This is a genomic window from Sphingobium chungbukense, from assembly GCF_001005725.1.
Lineage (GTDB): Bacteria > Pseudomonadota > Alphaproteobacteria > Sphingomonadales > Sphingomonadaceae > Sphingobium > Sphingobium chungbukense.
Map to the genome: position 1 here is coordinate 246136 of NZ_LBIC01000009.1, position 22011 is coordinate 268146.

20 protein-coding genes are annotated in these 22011 nt (G+C 65.7%); 14 read left to right on the forward strand and 6 right to left on the reverse strand.

The features are described from left to right. Positions 1 to 57 precede the first annotated feature (57 nt). Positions 58 to 1251 (reverse strand): AAA family ATPase, encoded by a 1194-nt coding sequence (locus YP76_RS19060; protein ID WP_046765164.1) that lies wholly within the window; start codon positions 1249 to 1251, stop codon positions 58 to 60. Between the two features lie 300 nt (positions 1252 to 1551). On the opposite strand from YP76_RS19060, the gene YP76_RS19065 reads away from it, so the two are divergent. Further along, positions 1552 to 4200 (forward strand): GAF domain-containing hybrid sensor histidine kinase/response regulator, encoded by a 2649-nt coding sequence (locus tag YP76_RS19065; protein WP_198147547.1) that lies wholly within the window; start codon positions 1552 to 1554, stop codon positions 4198 to 4200. 9 nt (positions 4201 to 4209) lie between these two features. On the opposite strand, the gene fixJ is transcribed toward YP76_RS19065, so the two are convergent. Genes fixJ through YP76_RS19080 form a run of 3 tightly spaced genes read right to left on the reverse strand, consistent with a single transcriptional unit; the run spans position 4210 to position 6868 of the window. Further along, positions 4210 to 4824 (reverse strand): response regulator FixJ, encoded by a 615-nt coding sequence (gene fixJ / locus YP76_RS19070; RefSeq protein WP_046765165.1) that lies wholly within the window; start codon positions 4822 to 4824, stop codon positions 4210 to 4212. 50 nt (positions 4825 to 4874) lie between these two features. After that, positions 4875 to 6032, reverse strand: a complete 1158-nt coding sequence (locus tag YP76_RS19075) for a sensor histidine kinase (protein ID WP_046765166.1) — start codon at positions 6030 to 6032, stop codon at positions 4875 to 4877. A gap of 20 nt (positions 6033 to 6052) precedes the next feature. Beyond that, the gene (locus tag YP76_RS19080; RefSeq protein WP_046765167.1) at positions 6053 to 6868 is read right to left on the reverse strand and encodes a universal stress protein; all 816 of its coding nucleotides are present in this window, start codon (positions 6866 to 6868) and stop codon (positions 6053 to 6055) included. A gap of 119 nt (positions 6869 to 6987) precedes the next feature. Between YP76_RS19080 and YP76_RS19085 the strand changes: the two genes are divergently transcribed. Both YP76_RS19085 and YP76_RS19090 read left to right on the forward strand, forming a co-directional pair. Next, positions 6988 to 7350 carry a hypothetical protein gene (locus YP76_RS19085; RefSeq protein WP_046765322.1) on the forward strand — a complete coding sequence of 121 codons (363 nt, stop codon included), beginning with the start codon at positions 6988 to 6990 and terminating at the stop codon, positions 7348 to 7350. An 11-nt stretch (positions 7351 to 7361) separates the two neighbouring features. Continuing rightward, positions 7362 to 7856, forward strand: a complete 495-nt coding sequence (locus YP76_RS19090) for a GNAT family N-acetyltransferase (protein WP_046765168.1) — start codon at positions 7362 to 7364, stop codon at positions 7854 to 7856. Between the two features lie 53 nt (positions 7857 to 7909). On the opposite strand, the gene YP76_RS19095 is transcribed toward YP76_RS19090, so the two are convergent. After that, positions 7910 to 9373 (reverse strand): GH1 family beta-glucosidase, encoded by a 1464-nt coding sequence (locus YP76_RS19095; protein WP_046765169.1) that lies wholly within the window; start codon positions 9371 to 9373, stop codon positions 7910 to 7912. A 225-nt stretch (positions 9374 to 9598) separates the two neighbouring features. Between YP76_RS19095 and YP76_RS19100 the strand changes: the two genes are divergently transcribed. The 9 genes from YP76_RS19100 (at position 9599) to YP76_RS19140 (ending at position 19421) form a co-directional block, all read left to right on the forward strand. Further along, positions 9599 to 11224, forward strand: coding sequence for a sensor histidine kinase (locus tag YP76_RS19100; RefSeq protein WP_052757494.1), 1626 nt, complete (start codon positions 9599 to 9601; stop codon positions 11222 to 11224). Continuing rightward, a complete protein-coding gene (locus tag YP76_RS19105; protein WP_046765170.1) occupies positions 11221 to 11871 on the forward strand; it encodes a response regulator in 651 nt (216 codons plus the stop codon). The genes YP76_RS19100 and YP76_RS19105 overlap by 4 nt, the downstream gene beginning before the upstream one ends. A gap of 129 nt (positions 11872 to 12000) precedes the next feature. After that, the gene (locus YP76_RS19110; RefSeq protein WP_046765171.1) at positions 12001 to 13497 is read left to right on the forward strand and encodes an aspartate aminotransferase family protein; all 1497 of its coding nucleotides are present in this window, start codon (positions 12001 to 12003) and stop codon (positions 13495 to 13497) included. Then, the gene (locus YP76_RS19115; RefSeq protein WP_046765172.1) at positions 13498 to 15039 is read left to right on the forward strand and encodes a glycosyltransferase family 39 protein; all 1542 of its coding nucleotides are present in this window, start codon (positions 13498 to 13500) and stop codon (positions 15037 to 15039) included. Beyond that, positions 15036 to 16049: a UbiA family prenyltransferase gene (locus YP76_RS19120; RefSeq protein ID WP_052757495.1), complete on the forward strand. Its 1014-nt coding sequence runs from the start codon at positions 15036 to 15038 to the stop codon at positions 16047 to 16049. Before YP76_RS19115 ends, YP76_RS19120 begins: the two co-directional genes overlap by 4 nt. Continuing rightward, entirely contained in the window at positions 16046 to 16678 is a 633-nt protein-coding gene (locus YP76_RS19125; RefSeq protein ID WP_046765173.1) for an HAD family hydrolase, read from the forward strand. Before YP76_RS19120 ends, YP76_RS19125 begins: the two co-directional genes overlap by 4 nt. Next, complete coding sequence (locus YP76_RS26745) at positions 16668 to 16988, forward strand: hypothetical protein (RefSeq protein WP_052757496.1); 321 nt, start codon at positions 16668 to 16670, stop codon at positions 16986 to 16988. The genes YP76_RS19125 and YP76_RS26745 overlap by 11 nt, the downstream gene beginning before the upstream one ends. Next, positions 16981 to 18405: a GMC family oxidoreductase gene (locus tag YP76_RS19135; protein ID WP_046765174.1), complete on the forward strand. Its 1425-nt coding sequence runs from the start codon at positions 16981 to 16983 to the stop codon at positions 18403 to 18405. Before YP76_RS26745 ends, YP76_RS19135 begins: the two co-directional genes overlap by 8 nt. Beyond that, positions 18402 to 19421 carry an NAD-dependent epimerase/dehydratase family protein gene (locus tag YP76_RS19140; RefSeq protein ID WP_046765175.1) on the forward strand — a complete coding sequence of 340 codons (1020 nt, stop codon included), beginning with the start codon at positions 18402 to 18404 and terminating at the stop codon, positions 19419 to 19421. The genes YP76_RS19135 and YP76_RS19140 overlap by 4 nt, the downstream gene beginning before the upstream one ends. Here YP76_RS19140 and YP76_RS19145 read toward each other — a convergent pair. Further along, on the reverse strand, positions 19374 to 20369 hold the full coding sequence (locus tag YP76_RS19145; RefSeq protein ID WP_046765176.1) for a lysylphosphatidylglycerol synthase transmembrane domain-containing protein: 996 nt from the start codon (positions 20367 to 20369) through the stop codon (positions 19374 to 19376). The genes YP76_RS19140 and YP76_RS19145 overlap by 48 nt on opposite strands. 173 nt (positions 20370 to 20542) lie before the next feature. Between YP76_RS19145 and YP76_RS26750 the strand changes: the two genes are divergently transcribed. Both YP76_RS26750 and YP76_RS19155 read left to right on the forward strand, forming a co-directional pair. Continuing rightward, positions 20543 to 21325 (forward strand): hypothetical protein, encoded by a 783-nt coding sequence (locus tag YP76_RS26750; protein WP_157035835.1) that lies wholly within the window; start codon positions 20543 to 20545, stop codon positions 21323 to 21325. Between the two features lie 164 nt (positions 21326 to 21489). Continuing rightward, positions 21490 to 22002, forward strand: coding sequence for a hemerythrin domain-containing protein (locus tag YP76_RS19155; RefSeq protein WP_046765178.1), 513 nt, complete (start codon positions 21490 to 21492; stop codon positions 22000 to 22002). The last annotated feature ends 9 nt before the right edge of the window (positions 22003 to 22011 follow it).

Genomic DNA, 22011 nt, shown 5'->3' on the forward strand with positions numbered 1-22011 from the left:
ACTGGAACATAAAGTGAACATATGGCGGCGGGCGACGCTGTGATGCGCATCGATCCATCATGCATTGATAATATCCTCTTCCCGCGCCGGGGTGACGCGGCCCCAGCCCTGGCGCACCAGAGCCTCTATCTGGCCAAGTGCCTCGTCCAGATTGGCGCGGCAGCGCTTGTGGGTTCGGGGCGTGCCGATCGGCTTTTCCAGTTCATAGACCGTCATCATGCGCAGCGCCGCATGGCTGATCTCCGCGCTGTCGAGGATGGGCACCGGAAGAAGCGCCGGGCCGAAGCTCTGTTCCATGATCGCGCGAACCATCGAATGGCTGGGATCGTTGCTGTCGAATTTGGAGCAGAGCAGGCGGACGAACTGGTAATCGACCGCGATCCCCGCCTGCTGGAGCTGGCCGATCACCTGGTCCATCATCGAGAGGAACTGGACGGTCGAACAGAAGTCGGGCGTGGTCGCGGCCAACGGCACCAGCAGGGCGTTGGCGGCCTGCATCACGGCAAGGCTGATCGTGCCCAAGGCTGGCGGGGGGTCGAGCAGCACCACGTCATAATGGCGGGCAAGGTCCATCAGTCCCTGTTTGAGCTTGCGGAAGCGCGCGGCGAGGACCGATCCGCCGTCGCTGCCCGCCGCCGCCAGCTCATATTCGACGTCGAACAGTTCCAGGTTGGACGGGATCAGGTCGACATTGGGCCAGGCGGTGTGCTTGACCGCATAGAGCAGGTCGACCTGCGTCGGGTCGATCGACAGATAGGGATAGAGCGTCTCTTCCCGCTGGATGTTGAAATGCGGGTTGAAGCCGAACAGGGTGGTGGTCGTCGCCTGGCTGTCGCAGTCGACCACCAGCACGCGATAGCCTTGGACCGCGAAATAATGGGCGAGATGGGTGGTGACGGTCGACTTGCCGACGCCGCCCTTGAAATTCTGGACCGCGATGATCGCGGGCACGTCGAGCGGGGCGCGTTCGGGCGAGGCGCCCAGCACCTGCCGCATGTTCAGCAGCTCCTCCACCTTGTAGCCGGGGCGGCGTCCGTTTTCGGTCGGCGGGGCAGGGGGCAGGCGGCCATCCTCCTCCGCCATGCGGATCCGATTCGTCGAGCAGCCCAGCAGTTGCGCCGCCTCGGCAATGCCGAAGCGGATGTTGAGTTCCTTGCGGCTATCCGGCAGAAAAGCCTTGCGCCGCAGGCGTTCGACCATCTTTTCGCCGGCCTCCGCCAGATCGCCAATCTGGGTTACCACTGCGTTCATTCCTGCCCTCGCGCGCGATGTTGAAGCTTGTTTGGGACAGATGTGGCATAAATCCTTCAAATTGGCAAATGAAGGGGAATTGAGCTTCGGGAGTAGCGGATGGGCGTTCAAATCGTTCCAGCCACTGGCCTTGCGCCCTCTTCGGCCGAGCGATCAGCAGGTGGATGAGATTTCTGCCCACAAGGGATACCAAATTCGACCAATTGATCCCGTTCGGCCATGGTTACGGTTGGTCGCTGGAAAACAATGGCTTATGCTCCGGTCCGAACGACTGCGAAGGTCAGGGGGCCTATGCATGGGATGAAGGGGGAGAATGGGGGGCCGTGGCCACGGCTGTTCGCGGCCGCGGAGCGGCTGGCGAAGGCCCGTTCGTTGTCCGATGTGGTCGATGTCGTGCGATCGGCGGCGCGGGGGATCATCGGCGCGCAGGGAATCTGCTTCGTCACCGCCGATGGCGACCATTGTCATTATGTCGCGGAAGACGCGATCGAACCGCTGTGGGCGGGACAGCGCTTCCTCATGAGCGAATGCGTGTCGGGCTGGGCGATGCTGCATGGGGAACCCGCCATCATCCCGGACATCTGGCGCGACCCTCGCGTGCCGCAGACGGCCTATGCGCCGACCTTTGTGAAGAGCATGGTGATGATGCCGGTCGATACCGGCGTCACTGAGGCGGCGATCGGCGCCTATTGGGACAGGGTGGGCGCGATCGACGACTTCGCCGTGGCGTTGCTGGAACAACTGGCGCGGCTGGTGGCGGCGGCGATCCGCAACGTCTCGCTTCAGACCAGCTTCGAGATCGTCAACCAGACCGGGGCCGCGGTGGCCGCCGATCAGGATCTGGAACGCATCGTCCAGACCGTCACCGATGCCGGGGTGGAACTGACCGGGGCGGAATTCGGCGCCTTCTTCTACAATCAAGTCGGGGAGGATGGGGAGAGTTACATGCTCTACACCCTTTCGGGAGTGGAGCGGGAAGCCTTTGCCGGCTTTCCCATGCCGCGCAATACGGCAGTGTTCGCGCCGACCTTCGCGGGCCAGGGGGTGGTGCGGTCGAACGACATAAGGCTGGATGCGCGCTACGGCCATAATCCGCCGCATGAAGGCATGCCGCCAGGGCATCTGCCCGTGGCCAGCTATCTGGCGGTGCCGGTGGTTTCGCACAGCGGGGAGGTGCATGGCGGCCTGTTCTTCGGCCATCGCCTGCCCGGCCGTTTCAGCGCGGAACATGAAAAGATATTGGCGGGCATAGCCGGGCACGCCGCCACCGCCATCGACAACGCCCGGCTGCATGCGCAGGCGCGGCGGGAAATCGCCGCCCGTGCCGATGTCGAGGCGGAGTTACGCCAGCTCAACGCCACGCTGGAGCAGCGGATCGAGCAGCGCACGTCGGAAATCCAGCGCGCTTTCACCAGGCTGGAGGAAAGCGAGCAGCGCTTCGGCAAGCTGGTGCAGGGGGTGACGGACTATGCGCTGTGCATGCTGGACGCGTCGGGCATCATCACCAACTGGAATGCAGGTGCCGAACGCATCAAGGGCTATGCCGCCGAGGAGATATTGGGGCGGCATTTCTCGATCTTCTATACCCCGGCCGACCGGGAGGCGGGGATGCCGGAGCGGACGATCCGGATCGCGTCGGTCGCGGGGCGGTTCGAGGCGGAAGGCTGGCGCATGCGGCGCGACGGCCGCGAATATTGGGCCAATATCGTCGTCGACGCGATCCATGACGAGCAGGGCAGGCTGATCGGCTTTGCCAAGGTGACGCGCGACCTGACCGAGAAACGCGCGATCGAGGAGCAACTCCGCCAGGCCCAGAAAATGGAAGCGGTGGGCCAGTTGACCGGGGGGATCGCGCATGACTTCAATAATCTGCTGACCGTCATCGCGGGCAATATCGAATTGGCCGAGCGGGCGCTGCATAAGGGCGATGAGCAGGACAAGGCGCTGCGGGCGGTCGGCAATGCAATGAAGGGTGCGGAGCGGGCAGCGGCGCTGACGCAGCGATTGCTGGCCTTTTCGCGCCGTCAGCCGTTATCGCCCAAGCCGGTCGACCTGGGGCAGATGACCGACGGACTCGCCGAACTGCTGAAGCGGTCGCTGGGCGAGTTGATCCGGCTCGACATCCGGCGTGGCGAGGGTCTGTGGGCGGTGGAGGCCGACCCCAATCAGATGGAGAGCACGTTGCTCAATCTGGCGGTCAATGCCCGCGACGCCATGGCCAACGGTGGCATATTGACCATCGAGACGGTCAATATGCCTCTCGACGAAGCCTATGTCGCGCGGCATCCCTATGTGGTCGCCGGGGACTATGTGATGATCGCGGTGGCCGACACCGGCACCGGCATGTCGCAGGAAACGCTGGCGAAGATCTTCGAACCCTTCTTCACCACCAAAGAGATCGGACGCGGTACGGGGCTGGGGCTCAGCCAGGTCTATGGCTTCGTCAAGCAGTCGGGCGGCCATATCGAGGTCCAGTCGCGCGAAGGGCAGGGGACGACGGTGCAGCTCTTCCTGCCGCGTTTCACCGGAAAGGCGGGGCCGTGGGAGGGCGCGCGCGTTCCTGGCGCTGACCGGCAGGCGAAGGGCGAGACGATCCTGGTGGTGGAGGATGATGCGGGTGTGCGCGCCTATTCGGCGGAGATATTGCGGGACCTGGGCTATCGGGTGATCGAGGCGGCGGACGGCGCCGCGGCGCTCAGGCTGGTGGAGCGGCGGGGGCAGGGGATCGACCTGCTGTTCACCGACGTGGTGATGCCGGGGATGTCGGGCAGCGAACTCGCGCAGCGGGCGCTGGCGCTGCGGCCGGGGCTCAAGGTGCTGTTCACCAGCGGATATACGCGGGACGGCTTCATGCGCGACGGCCGTCTGGAGGCGGGCATCGCGCTGCTGCCGAAACCCTTCGCGCTGGGCGATCTGGCTGGCCAGATCAGGAGGTTGCTGGACGGGTGAGCCGCTCGCTCACTCCGCCGACCCGGCATGGAAGGCGATCCGCAGCGCTTCGGCCAGGCTCTTCACCTCCAGCTTCTGCATCAGGTTGGCGCGGTGGATCTCCACCGTGCGCGGGCTGATCCCCAGATCATAGGCGATGGTCTTGTTGGGCAGTCCCTCGACCAGCCCGTCCAGCACTTCGCGCTCCCGGTCGGTCAGGATGTTGAGCCGCGCCCGGGCATCCTCCGTCCGCGCGCTGGCGCCGCGATCGGCCACCGACAGGCGTTGCGCCGTTTCGATGCAGGCGAGCAGGGCGGCCTTTTCGAACGGCTTTTCGATGAAGTCGCTGGCGCCCGCCTTCATCGCCGTCACCGCCATGTCGATGTCGCCATGGCCGGTCATGATCACCACCGGCAGCATGACGCCCCGCGCCCGCAGTTCCTGCTGCACCGCCAGCCCGTCTATGTCGGGCATCCGCACGTCGAGCAGCACGCAGCCCGGCGGCAGGCCGGCGGCTTCCTTGAGGAAGCTGGTGCCGCCTTCGAACAGCCTGACCGCAAAGCCGCTGGTCTTGAGCATGAAGGACAGCGACCGCCGGATCGCCTCGTCATCGTCCACGACATAGATGGGATAGGGTTCGCTCATGCTCTATTCTTCCTTGTTGGCCGTATTTTGCGAGCCGACTTCCAAATGGTCTAATCCACGGCGTCCAATGTGAAATGAAAGGCGGTGCCGCCCCATTGCGACGGGGAAGCCCAGATGCGCCCGCCATGCCCCTCCACGATGGTCTGGCTGATCGACAGGCCGACGCCCATGCCGGACGCCTTGGTGGTGGTGAAGGGGGTGAAGAGCGTGCGCGACATGTCGGGGTCCAGCCCCGGCCCGCTGTCCGCGACGATCACCTCCACGCGGCCGGCGTCGGTCGGGGAGGGGGCCGGGATGGCGGACAGGCGCAGGATGCGCGCCGGGCTGTTGGCCATCGCCTCCACCGCATTCTTGGTGAGGTTGATGATCACCTGCTGCAACTGCACGCGGTTGGCCAGCACCTTGTCGACGCGGGGGTCGACGCTGATGTCCATGTCGAGGCCCCGGCTGTCGACGCCGATGAAGGCCAGCGCCGCGCCCTCGGCCAGCAGGCCGCGCAGGGATTCGGGCTGGCGCATGGTTTCGCCGCGCTTGATGAATTCGCGCAGCGACCGGATGATCTCCCCGGCGCGCAGGGCTTGGGCCGCGCTTTCGTCCATCGCCTCGCGCAGCAGGTCGCGGTCCACCGGCCCCTCGGCATCGAGCAGGTCGCGCCCGGCCTCCATATAATTGGCGATGGCGGTCAGCGGCTGGTTGAGCTCATGCGCCAACGCGGAGGCGAGCGTGCCCATCGCCGTCACCCGGCTGGTATGAGCCAGTTCCGCCTGCAAGTCGGCCACCCGCCGTTCGGCCTGCTGCCGTTCGGTCAGGTCGCGGATGAAGCCGGTGAACAGCCGCCGTCCCTGGTCGCTGACCTCGCCCACCGACAGTTCGATCGGAAAGACCGATCCGTCCCGCCGCCGCGCGCTGGTGAGGCGACCGATGCCGATGATCCGCCTCTCGCCCGTATCCAGATAATGGCCGATATAACCATCATGCCGTTCCCGGTCGGGGGACGGCATCAGCATCGAGATATTCTCGCCCAGCACGTCGCTTTCGGCATATTGGAACATGTTCTGCGCCGCCGCGCTGAAGGACACGATGGACCCATGCATGTCGATGACGATCAGCGCATCGGGCACCGTCGCCAGGATCGAGCCGAGCAGAGCCTGTTCCAGACTATGCGCGCGCGCGCTCAAGCCATCGGTTTCATCGTCCGCTACCGCCATGCCTCCACCATGCCGCCTGATCAGTGGGCGAGCAAGAGCGGTACGTGCACTTCGCGCAACATGGAGCGGGTGACGCCGCCGAACACCATCTCGCGCAGCCGGCTATGGCCGAAGGCGCCCATCACCATCCAGTCGGGCTTCAGCACGCCGATCGCCGCCTTCAGCGTCGCCTCGATCGTGCGGCCGTCCTGCGGCCAGCTATGATATTGGCACTTGATGCCGTGGCGGGCGAGATATTCCGGCGCGTCGGTCGCGGGGAAGGGATATTTGCCCGCTTCCTCCACCGTCACGACATGCACTTCCTCGGCGAGCTTGAGCAGCGGCACGGCGAGGCGCAGCGCCGTGGAGGCTTCCTGCGATCCTTCCCAAGCCACCAGAGCGCGGCCGGTGACGGGGAAGGATTTCGCAGCCTGCGGCACCGCGATCACCGGCACCCGCCCGGCCAGCGCCAGGTCGGCGGCCAGATGCAGCGGATCGGCCAGTTCCTTGCGCGGACCCGAGGGCAGGGTCACGATGATCCCGTCGGTCAGCGCCGAAGCGGACAACAGGCCGTGGACCAGATCGCCCTCCGCATGGCGCCAGTCCCAGCTCACATCCTCCCGCCGCAGCCGGTCTTCGGTCCGCTTGCGGGCCTTTTCGTCGATGTCGTACAGCTCCGCCATCATCGCCGGGGCCATGGAGGCGCCGCCATACATGTCCGCCGCGACGAAATCGGGCACGGCCGTCACCTGCACGCAATGGATGTGCGCGCCCGAGGCGCGGGCGATATCGCAGGCCGCCTGCAAGCGGCTTTCCGCGCCATGGTCTTCATGAATGTGCAGCAGGACCGATTTCATCGACTGTCTCCTTGCCATGCATCGTGTGTTCCCTGACTGACTAGGGCGTCCCCCGCCTCCATCGCCATCAGGGATAATCCTTATATCGCTTTTCGCCGCGGAATCCGATTGCAATGGCCATGAGCTGGATGACGATACGCCTGGAACTTGCCCGTACGCCCGCCTTCCCCAACGGGTCGGCGGCACGCAGCTATGTGCTGCGCCTGCCCCTGGGGGAGGACGGGCTGATCGACGAACCGGCCTGGCGCAGCCATCCGGAACTGGCGACGGTGCGCCGTTTCTGGCCCAATGAGCCGGACCGCCACGGCACGCTGCTGCGCACCCGCGAAGGCTGGGCGCTGTCCTATGAGCCGGGGGAAGAGGATGATGAAAGGATCTTCCGTCTGGACGCCCATGCGATCCGGGCGGGGGGCTATCTGACCCTGACCGAGCCTGATGGCGAGCGCCTGCCCTTCGTGGTCAAGGCACTGACGCCGGCCTGAGGAGGACCATTATGACTGAACTTCATACCCGCACCGGCTTTTCCTTCCGCGTGCGTCCCGCGACCGCCGCCGATGGCGAGGCACTGACGGCCTTTTTCGGGCAGGTGTCCGACGAGGATCGCCGCTTCCGCTTCCTGAGTGCGGTGCAGGCGCTGACCCAGGCGCAACTGTCCGACCTGACGCGGCATGAGGATCAGGCCCATGAAAATTATCTCGCCCTGGGCGAGGACGGGGCGATCCTGGCCGTCGCCACGCTGGCGGCGGACAAGCGGCGCGAAACCGGTGAGGTCGCCATCGCCATCCGGACCGACCACAAGGGGCGAGGGATAGGCTGGACCTTGCTGGACCATGTGGCGCAGGAGGCGAAGGGTTGGGGCGTCAAGCGGCTCCAGTCGATCGAGAGCCGCGAAAACCACGCCGCGATCGCGCTGGAGCAGGAAAAGGGCTTTACCGCCTCGCCGGTCGAGGGCGAACCGACGCTGATGCTGCTGGAGCGGACCTTCTGACGCCTTTCCCGTCGCCGTTCCCGCCTTTGCGGAGACGGCGATGACGGGGCCGATCAGACCAGCCTGTTCGTCCGGACCAGTTCCCGATACCAGTCGGCGCTCAGCTTGGGCGTGCGCTTGCCGGTCCTGAAATCGACATGGTGGATGCCGAACAGCTTGGTATAGCCGTCCTCCCATTCGAAATTGTCCATCAGGCTCCAGATGAAATAGCCGTCGACCGGATAGCCCTCGCGCGCGGCCCGCTGCATATGGGTGATATAGTTGCGCAAGTACATGACACGGTCGGCATCATAGACCTTGCCGTCGGCGGCGACGACATCGTCCGCCGAACAGCCGTTTTCGGAAATGAAGAGGGACTTGGGCCTCCAGAGTTCGCTGACGGCGCGGATGCCCCAATAGAGTATCTCCGGCGTGACGTAGAGCCACGGGGAGGACATGCGCGGCGATTGCGGCCGGTGGGCCAGAATTTCATAGCCTTTGGGCGATCCGTCGGCGCGCACGCTGTTGCCGGTATAGACGTTGATCGACAGGAAATCGAGTGGGCTGCCGATCAGCGCCATGTCGCGGTCCTTGACGAGCGGCGCGTCCCTGCCCTGCGCGGTCAGGTAGGAATCGAGATATGTCCCTTCCATGATCGCGGTGAGGAACATCGCATTTTCCGCGCGCACGGCCTTCTTCGCGGCCTCTATGTGCCCGGCGCTCTCGATGGCGGGCACGAACAGCGCCGGATTGTCGGCCAGACCCACCAGCGTCCCCGCCCGGGCATGGGCGCGCACCGCCTGGACGCCCAGCCCATGGGCCAGAACGCCGTGGTGGCGGATCTGATTGACCTGTCGCATCGGCAGTTTCAGGCCCGGCGCCTTGCCGCCGGTCATGTAGCCCAGATCGGTGAAGCAGCGCAGTTCGTTGACGGTCATGAAATGCCTCACCCGATCGCTCAAATGCCCCGCCATGGTGCCGGCATAGTCGGCAAAGGCATAGGCGGTGTCGCGATTCTGCCAGCCGCCCGGCAGCGCATGGGGCAGGTCCCAGTGGAACAGCGTGACATGCGGCGCGATTCCGGCGGCGATCAGCCCGTCGACCAGCCGGTCGTAATAATCGATCCCCTTCGCATTGGGCCTGCCCCTCCCTTCGGGGAAGATGCGCGACCAGGCGACGGAGAAGCGATAAGCCTTGACCCCCAGCGCCTTCAGCAGGGCGATGTCCTCGGGATAGCGGTGATAGCTGTCGCAGGCGACATCGCCGGTATCGCCATTGGCGACCTTGCCGGGGGTGTGCGAAAACACGTCCCAGTTGGTGAGGCCACGCCCGTCCTCCTTCACCGCGCCCTCGATCTGATAGGAGGCGGTGGCGCAGCCCCAGAGGAAGCCGGATGGAAAGGAGAGGGCGTCCTTCGGCATGGCGCGGGCAGAGGCTTGCGCGTTTGCCGAAGCGGCGGGCATGGCGGCGCCCAGTGCGGTGCCCAGGGCGGCGGCACCCAGGCCCAGACCCAGTTCGCGACGGTTGATGCCGCTCATATGATCATTCTCCTTATCGACCCGACCCGTTTCGTGCTGGTACCGCCCGCCACGACATGCGCGCGATCATGCCCGGCTTTCGGACGAGCGCCAGTGAGCGGATAGTCGTAGAGGCCGCGCCGCCGGTTCGAAGAGCGCAAGGTTCAAACCTGGCGTCCATCCCGTTACCCATAATCGCAATTGAGCGGTCCCGTCCTCCGTGAGAGACATTTGCGAGGGTGATGAATGGGACAATCGAGCCATTCCGATAATCTGCCGGGTGTTTCCCCGTTCCATCGGCTGCACCTGCTGGTGAATTTCCATATCGGCGCCGATCCGGAACGGCTGATTTCGGCCGGCCGGCTGGTATCGGCCCTGTTCGCGGCGCTTGCCATCTATCTTGACCCCACTCGTCCGGCACGGTCGTTGAACGAAGCGCATCTGGTGCTGTCCGCCTATGTCGTCTTTTCGCTGCTGTTGATGCTGTGCCCGCCGCGCCGCCCGCTCGCCCATCCGGTGCACCTGCTGTCCCATGCGGTGGACGTGCTGGCCCTGGGCACGCTGGTCTATCTGACCGATGAGCTGGACAGCCCTTTCTTTCCGTTCGTGCCCTTCATCCTGCTGGCGACCACCATGCGCTGGGGCATGCGCGGCGCGGTGCTGGGCGCGATCGTCATGGAGGGCATGATGATTGCCGTGGGATGGCGGGATCTGACCGACGGCGATTCAGAGCTGAATCTGGTCATCATGCGGTCGGCCTATTTCCTGGTGGCGGCGGCCATGCTGGGTTATTTCGGCGCCTATCGCGCCCGCAGCGGGCAGCGCTTCGCCCAACTCGCCTCCTGGTCGGCCGCGCCGGTCAGCATGGACGAGCGGGCGTGGCTGCATGACCTGCTGGACCATGCCTCCCGCCTGCTGGGCGCGCCGCGGTTGATCCTGACCTGGCAGGACAGGGGCGATCCGGTCGGTCGTGCCGCCCTGTTCGGGCCGGAAGGCTTGGCCCTTCTGCCGCTGCCCGACGGGACCGGACGGGCCGGGATCGCAGCGATCTTGCAATCGGCCGGATGGGCCATGCCCGCGCCTCGCGAGATGCGTTCGGCGCCCTTCGTCGGCACCCGCAACAAGGGGCGGCTCCATGTGCTCGATATCCGCCACGGCCATGAGGACGACGCATCGCTCGCGCGGATCACCGCCCAGCGCATTGGCGATGAGTTGGAACGGTTCGCGCTTACCCATGCCATCGCCGAAAGCGCGCGCGACCAGGAACGGGTGCGCCTGGCCCGCGACCTGCATGACAGCGTGCTCCAGGACCTGACCGCCGCCACGCTGAAGCTGAAGGCGGTCGCCGCCGGTCTGCCTCCTGCCGCGCGCGGGACGCTTCAGGCGGTGAGCGCGCTTATGGCGGCGCAGCAGCGGCGGATAAGGCTGTTCGTCGAGGACGGCCGGAAACTGGCGGCTCTTCGCCCGCTGTCCGCCAGCCTGTCGCAGAATGTGAACGAACTGTGCGACCAGTGGGGCTGCGACATCGGTTTGACGGTCACGCCGCCCGACATGGAGGCGACCGCGCGCGTCCATCGCGAGCTGGCGCAGCTTCTGTCGGAGGCGACCGCCAATGCAGTGCGCCATGGCGGGGCAACGCGGCTGAACGTGGAACTGAGCCGGATCGACCATGGCCTCAGCCTCTGCATCGCGGACAATGGCTGCGGCATGATCGTGGGGGAAAGCGATGATCCGCCCCGGCCGCGATCGCTGCGGACGCGGGTGGAGGATATGGACGGCAGCCTGGCCATCACCCGCTATGCCCCGGGCCTGGCATTGCGGATCGAGATGCCCCTGCCTGAAATGTCCGAACCCGGAATGCCCGCGTCATGAGCCGGCACACTGTCTTTCTGGTGGACGATCATCCCGTGCTGTTGCGCGGCCTGGCCGATCTGGTGGCGATGGAGACGGATTTCAGCGTCGCCGGCAGCACGACGCGCAGCGTCGATGCCTTTGCCATGATCGACAGGCTGAAGCCCGACATGGCCGTGCTGGACATCAACATGCCCGACATCAGCGGGCTGGCGATCCTGCGGCGCATCCGGGCGGCGGACCTGCCGGTACGCGTCGTGTTCCTGACGGCGATGATCACGCCGAGCCAAGCGGCCGAGGCGTTGGCGCACGGCATATGGGGCATATTGCTGAAGGAAGCCGCGCCCGACACGCTGATCGACTGCCTGCGCGGCGTCGCGGCTGGGCGGCGTTGGTTCGCGGACGATGTGGCGGCGAAGCTGGGCAACCTGCCCATCCCTGCGGTGCCGGCCGGGCTGGCGGGACTGACCCGGCGGGAGAGGGAGATTGCCGGGCTGGCGTGCAGCGGGCTGTCGAACAAGCTGATCGCCAGGGAATTGGGGGCAGGCGAGGGAACGGTGAAAATCCACCTGCACAATATCTTCCAGAAGCTGCGGGTGAACAACCGGACGGCCTTGGCCGCGCTCTATTATCAAAGGGGCGACGGCGAATCCCCGGCTGGTACGTAGCTGGGGCAAAGGGGGATAGCAGGAAGGGTTAGGCCCCGGTTCCTTCGACGTATATAATTCCATGGATTCCGGTGGCTGCGCGCCGTCCCCTATTCTGTCCGCATTCAAAACGGCTGAGGCAGAATCGAGATGGCGACGCAGATCCGGGAAGAGCTTCCGTCGCCGTCCTTCATGGTGAAACCGCAACTGCTGTCGCTGGACGAGGCGCTGGCGCTCGACATGGGGCGGGCGAACCGGCTCTATGCCGATCATGTCAATCGCCACATGCTCCAGATATTCGGCATATTGGGTCTCGACCGGATGGACGTGCAGGCGGCGGAGGGGACGACGCTGCACCTGACCGACGGGCGCCGTGTGCTGGACTTTTCGACCGGCATGGGCGTGGTGGGACTGGGCCATAATCATCCGCGCATCATTGCCGCCGAGCGCACCTGCCACGAGCGGCGGGTGATCGACTGCGCGAAATTGTCACCCAGCAAGTTGCAGGCGGCACTGGCCCATAATCTGGCGCAGATCCTGCCCGATCCGCTCGACACCAGTTTCTTCACCACATCGGGCGCGGAGGCGAACGAGGCGGCGATGAAGCTGGCCGAGCGTATCCAGACGCCCAAGGGCAAGCATAAATTCCTCTGCATGCGCGGCGCCTTTCACGGCAAGACCCATGGCGCGCTGGCGTTGACGACGGCGACCGACGTGCAGCAGGGTTTCCTGCTCGGTGTGCCCAGGGAGCATGTCGTCTACGTGCCCTATGGCGATATCGACGCGATGCGCGCGGCGGTGGCGGCCGAAGCGATGGGGAACGGCGGGAACAGCATCATCGCCGCGATCATCGAGCCGATCCGGGGTACGGCGTGCGAGGTGCCGCCGCCCGGCTATCTGGCCGCCTTCGCGCAGCTTTGCCGCGAAAATGACATCCTCTCGATCTTCGACGAGGTGAAGGTAGGCACGGGCCGCACAGGCCGTTTCTGCGCCTTCATGCACGAAAATGTCGTGCCCGACATGGTGACGCTCGCCAAGACGCTGGGTGGGGGCAAATGCGCCATGGGGGCGATGGTGACGTCGCGGGCGCTGTTCGAGCGGGCCTATGGCAATCGCAACGATTGCAACCTGCACAGTTCGACCTTCAGCGGTCTGGGCGAGAGCTGCGCGGTGGCGATCGAGACGCTCAACACCCTGTATGACGACGGGCTGATCGACAATGCGGCGGAAATGGGCCGCTATCTGGAAGGGCGGCTGGAGGCGCTGAAGGCGCGCTATCCGCGCACGCTGATCGACGTGCGGGGCAGGGGACTGTTCCGCGCGATCCGGCTCAACTTCCGGGAGGATCTGGTCGCCAAGCTGATCGACGTGTCGAACAATCCCATCTTCCTCACCTATCAGACCGTGCTGATCGGGGCGGTCGCGCGGCAGTTGTACGATCGGCACAATGTCATCGTCCATTTCCAGCCGGGCGCGCGGGACATCCTGCACTTCATGCCCCCCTTCATCGTGACGCGGGCGGAGATCGATCAGTTGGTCGACGGGCTGGACGAGATTTTCGACCGGGGTATCGCCGACAGCGCGCTTCGCTTCGTGATCGAGAATGCCCGGCGGGTGCTGAGCCGACCCTTTGCGAAGGATCGGTGAATGTTCCAGTTCAGGCCCCAGGAAGCGCTGTCCGCCGCCATGCCGACGCCGGTCCTGGACCGGTTCGGCGCCATCGGTTTTCCGTTGATCGCCATATTGTTGTTCACCCTGTCGACCCATCATGGCATCGGCATTTACCCCGACAGCACCCGCTATATGGGGCTGGCGGCGCGGCCCTGGGATGCGCCGCTTTATCCCGCGCTGCTGCATCTGGTGGCCGCGACCGGGATAGACATTGCGGCGGGGGCATGGGGTATCGGCCTCGCCCTCTGCGCGATCAACGCGTTTCTCACCTGGACCGTGCTTCGGGAAGCGAGCGGGCGGGCGAGCTATGCCGCGCTGGGCACGGCGCTGGTGGTGATCGCGCCGCAGACGGTGGCCCTGCATGCGCTGGCCATGTCGGAGCCGTTGTTCCTGACCATGATCCTGGCGAGCATGTGGGCGTTGCTGAATTATATACGGTCGGGCGACCGGCCTTGGTTGCTGGGGGTGGGATGCGGCGTCGGGTTTGCCTCTCTGGTGCGCTTCACCGGGCCGCCTCTGGGGGCCGCGATCGCCTTGTTCCTCCTGATCGACCCGCGTCGTCCCCTGGGGCGGCGGGTGGCGGATGTGGCCTATGTGGCGCTGCCCTCCGCCCTTCTTTTCCTCGGTTGGGCCGGGATCAGCGAATGGCTGATCGGCCGGTCGACGGGTCGCCCGCTGGAATGGCTGGGCAATATGACCGCAGGGGACTGGTTGACCAGTTTCAGCGCGCTCACGGCCTGGATCGTGCCCGACGAAGTGCCTTTCGGCCCGCGCGCCGCCCTGTTCCTGATGGCGCTGGCGGCCAGCCTGACATTGCTCTGGAAACACGGCAGGCGTGCTTTATCGCGCGAAGGAAAGCCCGACCCGTCCGTGCTGGCGGTGCCGCTGGGCCTGTTCTTCTTCACTTATCTGGGCTTCATCGTGCTTGCGACCTCGATCGAGGCCAATCTGCACCTCAACAGCCGCTATGCCTATCCGGTCTACTGCACCAGCGTCATGGCGATGACCATCGTGCTGGCGCGACTGTCGGTGCAGACCGGAGGCGTCCGCAAGCTGCATGGCGCGCTGGTGGGCCTCGCCCTCTTCATGGGGGTGAGCCATATGCTGCGCACCGCCGACCGGGTGCATCAGGCCTATAGGCAGGGGCTGGGCTTCGCATCCCTGCAATGGACGCGCTCGCCCACGCTGGCGGCGTTGGGACAACTGCCTCGCGATGCCATCCTCTACAGTAACGGGCCGGACGCGATCGGCTATGTCCTGCGCCGTCCCGCGCGAAATATCCCGGCCCATATCCTGTTGCGCACGGGACGGGAGGACCCGGATTTCCCCTATGCCGCGCAACTGGCGGACGCCCGCAAGGCACTGGCGGGGGGCAAGGCCTATATCGTGTTCCTGAACGGCGTCGACTGGCGCTTCTACATGGCGGGAGAGGCCGAACTGGTCCGCCGCCTCGACCTTCGCCTCATCGCCCGCCGCACGGACGGCGCCATCTACGGCCCCAGGGAGAGCGCATCATGAGCATCGACGGTTTCACGGCCCGCCTCGTCCCTGTCCAGGCGATGCCCGCCCGCGGCCGGTTGCGCGACTATGTCGCCATCGCCCGGCTCGATCATATGACGAAGCATGTGTTCATCCTGCCGGGCATCGTCCTGGCCCATGTGCTGCGCCATCCCGCGACCGCGCCCGATCATGCCGTCATGTTGGTCACCATCCTGCTCGGCCTGCTCAGCGCCATTGCCATCGCCTCGGCCAACTATGTCATCAACGAATGGCTGGACCGGGAATTCGATGCCTATCACCCGCTGAAATCGGCGCGTACGGCGGTGCATCGCAGCCTGTCGGCGCCGCTCATCTATTGCGAATATCTGCTGCTGGTGGGCATCGGCCTGGGTCTGGCGGTGCAATTGGGGCCGCTGTTCGCCTGGACCGCCGCCGCCTTCGTGCTGTCGGGACTGATCTACAATGTCCAGCCGGTGCGGACCAAGGACCGGGTCTATCTGGACGTGGTGAGCGAGAGCATCAACAACCCGATCCGGCTGATGCTGGGCTGGACGATGATCGACCCTGTCACCATGCCGCCCAGCAGCCTGCTGTTCGCCTACTGGATGGGCGGCGCCTTCCTGATGGCGGCGAAGCGGCTGGCGGAATATCGCGACATCACGGCCGATGGAGGCGCCGATCTGCTGCCGCGCTACCGCCGGTCCTTCGGCCGTTACACGGCGGAAAATCTGGCGGTGTCCTGCCTGCTCTACGCCATGCTGTCCGCTTTCTTCCTGGCGGTGTTCCTGATCAAATACCGGCAGGAATATATTTTCGCGCTCCCCTTCATCGCGATCCTGTTCGCCAGCTATTTCTGGTTGGCCATGCTGCCGGGGTCGGTGGCGGCACGGCCGGAGCGGCTGTTCCGTTCGCGCCGGCTGATGGCGGCGAGCTTCGCGGTGGCGGCGTCGCTGGCCATCCTGACCTTCGTCGACATGCCGTTCCTCAATTATCTTTCGACGCCCAGCTTCGTTCATGTGCGGCCATGATCGACTGGGATCGCTTCGACCTGGTCGTGTTCGACATGGACGGCACGCTCTACGATCAGCCGCCCCTGCGAAGGCGGATGGCGGTCATGCTGGCGAGGGAGAGCATCCAGAGCCGATCCATGGCGGTGGCGCGCATGCTGGGCGCCTATCGCCGCCGCCGGGAGGCGCTGGCCGATACGACCGCGCAGGATTTCGCGCAGGAGCAATACCGGCTTCCCGGCCGTGATCCCGAGACGGTCCGGGCGGTGGTGCGGGAGTGGATGGAGGAACGGCCCTTGCCTTTGCTCCGTCGCTTTCGCGTCGAAGGGGTGGAAGCCTTGTTCGCGCGCCTTTCGGTGAGCTGTGCGGTGGCCGTCCACAGCGATTATCGGGTGGAGGCGAAGCTGGCGGCGCTGGGCCTGTCGGCGCGGTTCACCGTCGCGGCCGAGGATGTCGGACGCCTGAAGCCCGATCCGGCCGGGCTGCGCTGGCTGATGGCGGCGGCCCGCGCCGATCCCGCGCGCACGTTGATGATCGGCGACCGTGACGATCGGGATGGCGAAGCCGCAAGGCGGGCGGGGGTGAGGGCGTTGATCCGGGGACGGGATTTCCGTCACTATGACGAACCGATCTTCCGCCATGCTGCCTGACTTCGCCGCCACCGTCGGCGCACTGGCCGCCACCGTTGCCGAACGGGAGCGGTGCGCGACCGGATCGGTGCAGGGCGCGCGCGATTTCGTGCTGGCGAGCTTCGCGGCGATGCCCGTCTATCTGCGCCCGCCATTGCGTGCCGCGACGTTGTTCTTCGATCTGTGGGCCGTGCCCCGGCGCGGGCGGCTTTTCCATCGCCTGCCTCCACGCCAGCGCCGCGCCCAGATGGAGGCGTGGGAAACCGGGCCTGCGCGGATGCTGATCCGCTTCTATGTCAGCCTGGTCTTGGTGAGCCTCTGGCATGACTGAGCCGGTCAAGGACAGGATACGCGCCGATGTGGCGGTGATCGGATCGGGACCGGGCGGCTCCGTCACCGCGACGCTGTGTGCGGAAGCGGGCTATTCCACCCTGCTGATCGAGGAAGGACCCGACCTGCCGCTGGACGCCATGGCGCATTTTTCGGGCGAGGAGATCCTGCATAAATATCGCAATGCGGGCGTCACCATGGCCTTCGGCCATCCGTCCGTCACCTATGTCGAGGGGCGCTGCGTCGGCGGGGGCAGCGAGGTCAATCGCGGCCTCTATCACCGCACCCCGCCCCATGTGCTGGAACAATGGGTGGCGAGTCATCGTGTCGATGCCCTGACCCCGGACGAACTTGCCCCCCATTTCGAGGCGTGCGAGGCGACGGCGCGGATCGCCGCCTTTCCGGGCACGCCGCCGCCCCTGTCGCAGCGGTTGGGGGATGGCGCGGTCAGGCTGGGCTGGGATGCCGTCGCTGCGCACCGGCTCTACGATTATGAAGCTGGGCGCAAGCAGTCGATGAGCGCGACCTTCGTGCCCCGTTTTCGCCGGGCGGGCGGGCGATTGATCGCGGACATGCGGGCGCAGCGCATCCGGCGCATCAATGGGCGCTGGGAAGTGGCGGTGCTCCATCGGTCGGGGCCTATGGTCACGATCGTCGCCGATACGCTGTTCGTCGCCTGCGGAGCGGTGCAGACGCCCGCTTTGCTGCGCCGCTCGGGCTTCAGGCACAATATCGGCAACAGCCTGCGTTTCCACCCGATGCTGAAGGCCGTCGCCTTGTTCGACGCGCCGGTCAACCGGCCCGGCGATCCCGATCCGGTCCACCAGATCAAGATGTTCGAGCCGCGATTCGGCATCGGCTGCTCGATCAGTTCCCCCGCGATGCTGGCGCTGGCGCTGGCAGCGAACCCAGCCATGCGGGCGCGGATCGGCGCCGATGCCGACCGGATGGGGCTTTATTATGTGCAGAACGGCACGGGCCATGGCCGGGTGCGGGCCCTGCCGGGGAGCCGCGATCCGCTGGTGTCGGTCCGTCATCACGATATCGAATTGGACCAGCTTTACGATGGGCTGAAGCATCTTGTCCGCGCCCTTTTCGCTGCGGGGGCGCAGGCGGTGCAGCCCTGCCTGCCGGGGTTCGGGCTGCTGTATTCGGCGGCGGAACTTGCGTCGCTGCCCGCTCGCCTGTCGCGCAAGGCCGCCATGCTGACATCGGTGCATGTCTTCGCCTCCTGTCCGATGGGCGAGGACAGGCGGTTGGGCGCGACGGATTCATGGGGACGGATTCACGATGCCCATGGCCTGCGCATCGCCGATGCCTCGCTGATGTGCGGGCCGACCATCGCCAACCCGCAAGGCAGCGTGATGGCCATCGCGCATCGCAACGCGCTGCATGCCATCGAGCGGAGATTTGCATGACCCTGCATCTGGTGACGGGCGGCTGCGGCTTCATCGGCGCGCGGATGGCGCGGCGGCTGTGGGAACGGGGCGAACGGGTGCGTGTGGTCGACCTGCTGCGCGATTCCACGCTGCCGCGGGGCGTCGAGTTCCGGCAGGCGAGCATTTGCGACCGCGCCGCGATGGCCGACGCGCTGCGGGGCGTGAACGTGCTGCACCATTATGCCGCACTGGTGGCGCAGTCCGATGCCGGACGCCGTTATCAGGCCGTCAATGTCGAGGGCAGCCGCGTCATGGGGGAGGAAGCGATCCGCGCCGGGGTCGATGCCATCGTCCATCTGAGCAGCACGTCGGTCTACGGCCTGCCGCCCGATGGGCCGATCACCGCCAATATGATCCCTCAACCGCTGGAAGGCTATGGTCGTTCGAAACTCATGGCCGAAAGGCTGATGGCCCGGCTGTGCGAGGCGGCGGGCGTGCCGCTCATCACCATCCGGCCACGAGCGACGCTGGGGGAGGGGCGGCTGGGCATCTACCAGATCCTGTTCGACTGGATTGCGGAGCATCGACGGCTGCCCGTCATCGGCGATGGCGGCAACCGGATGCAGTTCGTCCATGTCGACGATCTGGTGGATTTCATCCTGCTCGCCTTGTCGCTGGAGCGAAGCGGGACCTATAATGTCGGGACCGACGAATTCGGCACGTTGCGGCAGGATCTGGAGGGGTTGATCGATCATGCGGGAAGCCGGTCGCGGATCGTCGGCCTGCCGGTGATGCCGGCGATGATGGCGCTGGGGATGCTGCACGCGCTCCGTCTGTCACCGCTGGTGCCATGGCAATATCGGACCTATCATCGCGACTGCCATTTCGACGTCGCGCCGCTGCTGGCGATGGGATGGAAGCCGCGCTGGTCCAATGCGGCGATGCTGGCGGAAAGCTATGACGGCTATCGGGCGCACCGGCCGGTATCGGGCGCCTCGGCGCACCGGTCACCCCTGCGGCAGCAGGCCATCGGGCTGCTTCGCCGTCTTTCCTGAAAAGGGCAGCCAGAGGATCGCGAAAAGGGCGGTCGGTGCCCAGAGCAGGAGATGGGCGAGCAGCAGCACGGCGGCGGCATGATCGGCGGCGATGCCGTTGCGCGTGAACGCCGCCAGCCCGAACAGTTCGAACGTGCCGAAATGGCCGGGGAGACCGGGAACCAGCGTGCCGAGCGTGCTGGCGGTGAAGGCGGCCATGGGCGGCTGCCACTGTGCCAGCGGACCGCCCAGGCTGTTCCAGGCGCCGAGGAACAGCATCGCCTCCAGCAACCAGCAGAGGATCGAGAGGGCGCTCAGCATCAGGACTCGTTGCGGGGAGCGCAGGATGGCAAAGGTCGCCAGCATGTCGCGAACGGCACGGGCGATCCGGCCCCTGAGGGTCCTGCCCGGCGTGGTGGCGGGACGAGGGGCGGCCGGAGGAGGGGCTGGAAGTCGGCTCAGGACAAGGGGCGCGCCGATCATGCCGGCCAGCGCGGCGACGATCAACGCGGCGCCGCCAGCGGCGGGCAAATGCAGAGCGGCCAGCGCCACCCCCAGCAACAGCAGGGCGGCGAGATCATAGAAACGTTCGATCAGCATCGCACCCAGAACGCTGCCGGTGCGCAGGTCCATTTGACGCTGGAACCAGGCAAGGCGGAACACGTCCCCGGCCCGCAGCGGCAGCAGGTCGCTGATGCCGAAGCTGGCGATGAAGGGCGCGGGGACGGCCCGCAGGGGAAGTTTCCGGCCCGCCACCGCCTCCAGCAACATCCAGAAGCGGACGGCCCGTAACAGGAAATCCAGCGCGAAGGCGAAGAGCGCGAAGACGAGTGGCGGCATCGCCGCGCGCAGCAGGATGGAGGCGGCTGCGCCCATGTCGATCTGGCGCAGGAAGAGCAGCAGCAGAGCCAGCCCTATGCAGCATTGCACGGCGACGCGCAGCCGACGGTGATGGAGGAGGCTGTGCATCCGGACCCGTTCTTCCCGCTCCGCTGTCGAACCGGGTCAAACTCTCATGATTTGAACCGCACCACAATGAACCACTCCGGTCATGGCCGATAGGGGGAGGCAACTCTTTTGCGCTCGTCGACTGCGGTTGTGCTTTCCGGTGTCGTCTTTTGATGGAACGGGGAGGTTCGGCGATGACACGGCATCTACCCTTCTTATCGGCCATTATTCTCGCATCGATCCCATTGTCATGGCCAGCGTCGGCGCTCGCCAGACTGGACGGCGACCCTTGGCCCGCCAGCATTCTGGTCGCGCAAATGGGGGATCGTCTCGCCAGATCGGACGCGCCTTCCGCTGATCCGGCGGGACTGCCATGGGATAACGGCCTCAACGTCACGGACCGTTTCGATCTTGCCAACAGGAAGATCTGGACGAGGGAGCAAGGCATCGGACCTGTGGACGTCACGCTGTCGGCGGGCCGGGCGTTCAATGGCGCGCTGCACTCCGACACACCCTATGCGATCGATCATTGGACGCTCAAATTCCTCGGTGCCAGTGCTTCATGGCCGATTCTGCCCGGCGTCGCCTTGGTCATGGAGGGGGAATATGCGCGCATGGCCCGTCGACTGTCCGTGCTGGAGGTGACGCCGCACAGGCTGGCGACGGGTATTGCACGCGTGGGCGGCGGCCTGTCCCTTGGCAAGGATGCGGGCCTTATGCTGGATTATATGTCCGTCGCGCGCTCCAGGCGACAGGACGACCTGACGCGCATGGCCGAGGCGCTGGGCGGCGCGCCCGCGACCGGACATGGCCCCCAACTTTCCTTCACCTGGGGTTCGGGTTCCCGCAGCGGGCAGGCCGACTGGCGATTTTCCCTGGCCTCGCTGCAACGGCCCATGCGCGATCTGGGACTGGCCGCGGATGGGGAAATGCGTCACGATGCCCGCGCCCTGCTGAGTTTCAACCTGCATCTTTGAACGCGGTGTTTGGCGGCGATGGGGATCGCTCGCCGCGGTGGGTGCAACGCTGGATTGATCTGCATCAGACAGGGCCTCCGCTCGTCGTACTGCGAATCGTTTGCGGGGAACCGACCAGCCTGTTTGACGCTTAGTTTCGCCAGGTAAACTCCGAGGAGAGTAGCATGGCAACGACCCAGTTCACCGACGCGATCGCATTGCTCAAGGCCGATCACCGCAAGGTCGAGACGTTGTTCGAGCAGTTCGAAAAAGCGGGCGCCGCCAGCCGGAAGCAAGCCCTGGCCCTGCAAATCTGTACCGAACTCAAGATCCATACCCTGATCGAGGAGGAGATTTTCTATCCCGCTTTCCGCGGCAAGATAGAAGATGACACGCTCGACGAAGCCCAGGTCGAACATGACGGCGCAAAGGTGCTGGTCAACGACATCGAGGCAGGTTCACCCGATGACGATTATTATGATGCGAAGGTGAAAGTGCTGTCGGAAGAGATCAAGCATCACGTCCATGAGGAGGAAATGCCATCCCAGGGCATGTTCGCCCAATGTCGCAAGACCGACGTCGATCTGGTCGCGCTGCGCGACCAGATGCTTGCCCGCAAGGAGGCGCTGCTGGCGCAGGCGAAGGCTGGCGGCCTTCCGCCCGCCAAACCCAATGCGGTCAATCTGATCGCGGCCTGAGGCAGGAAA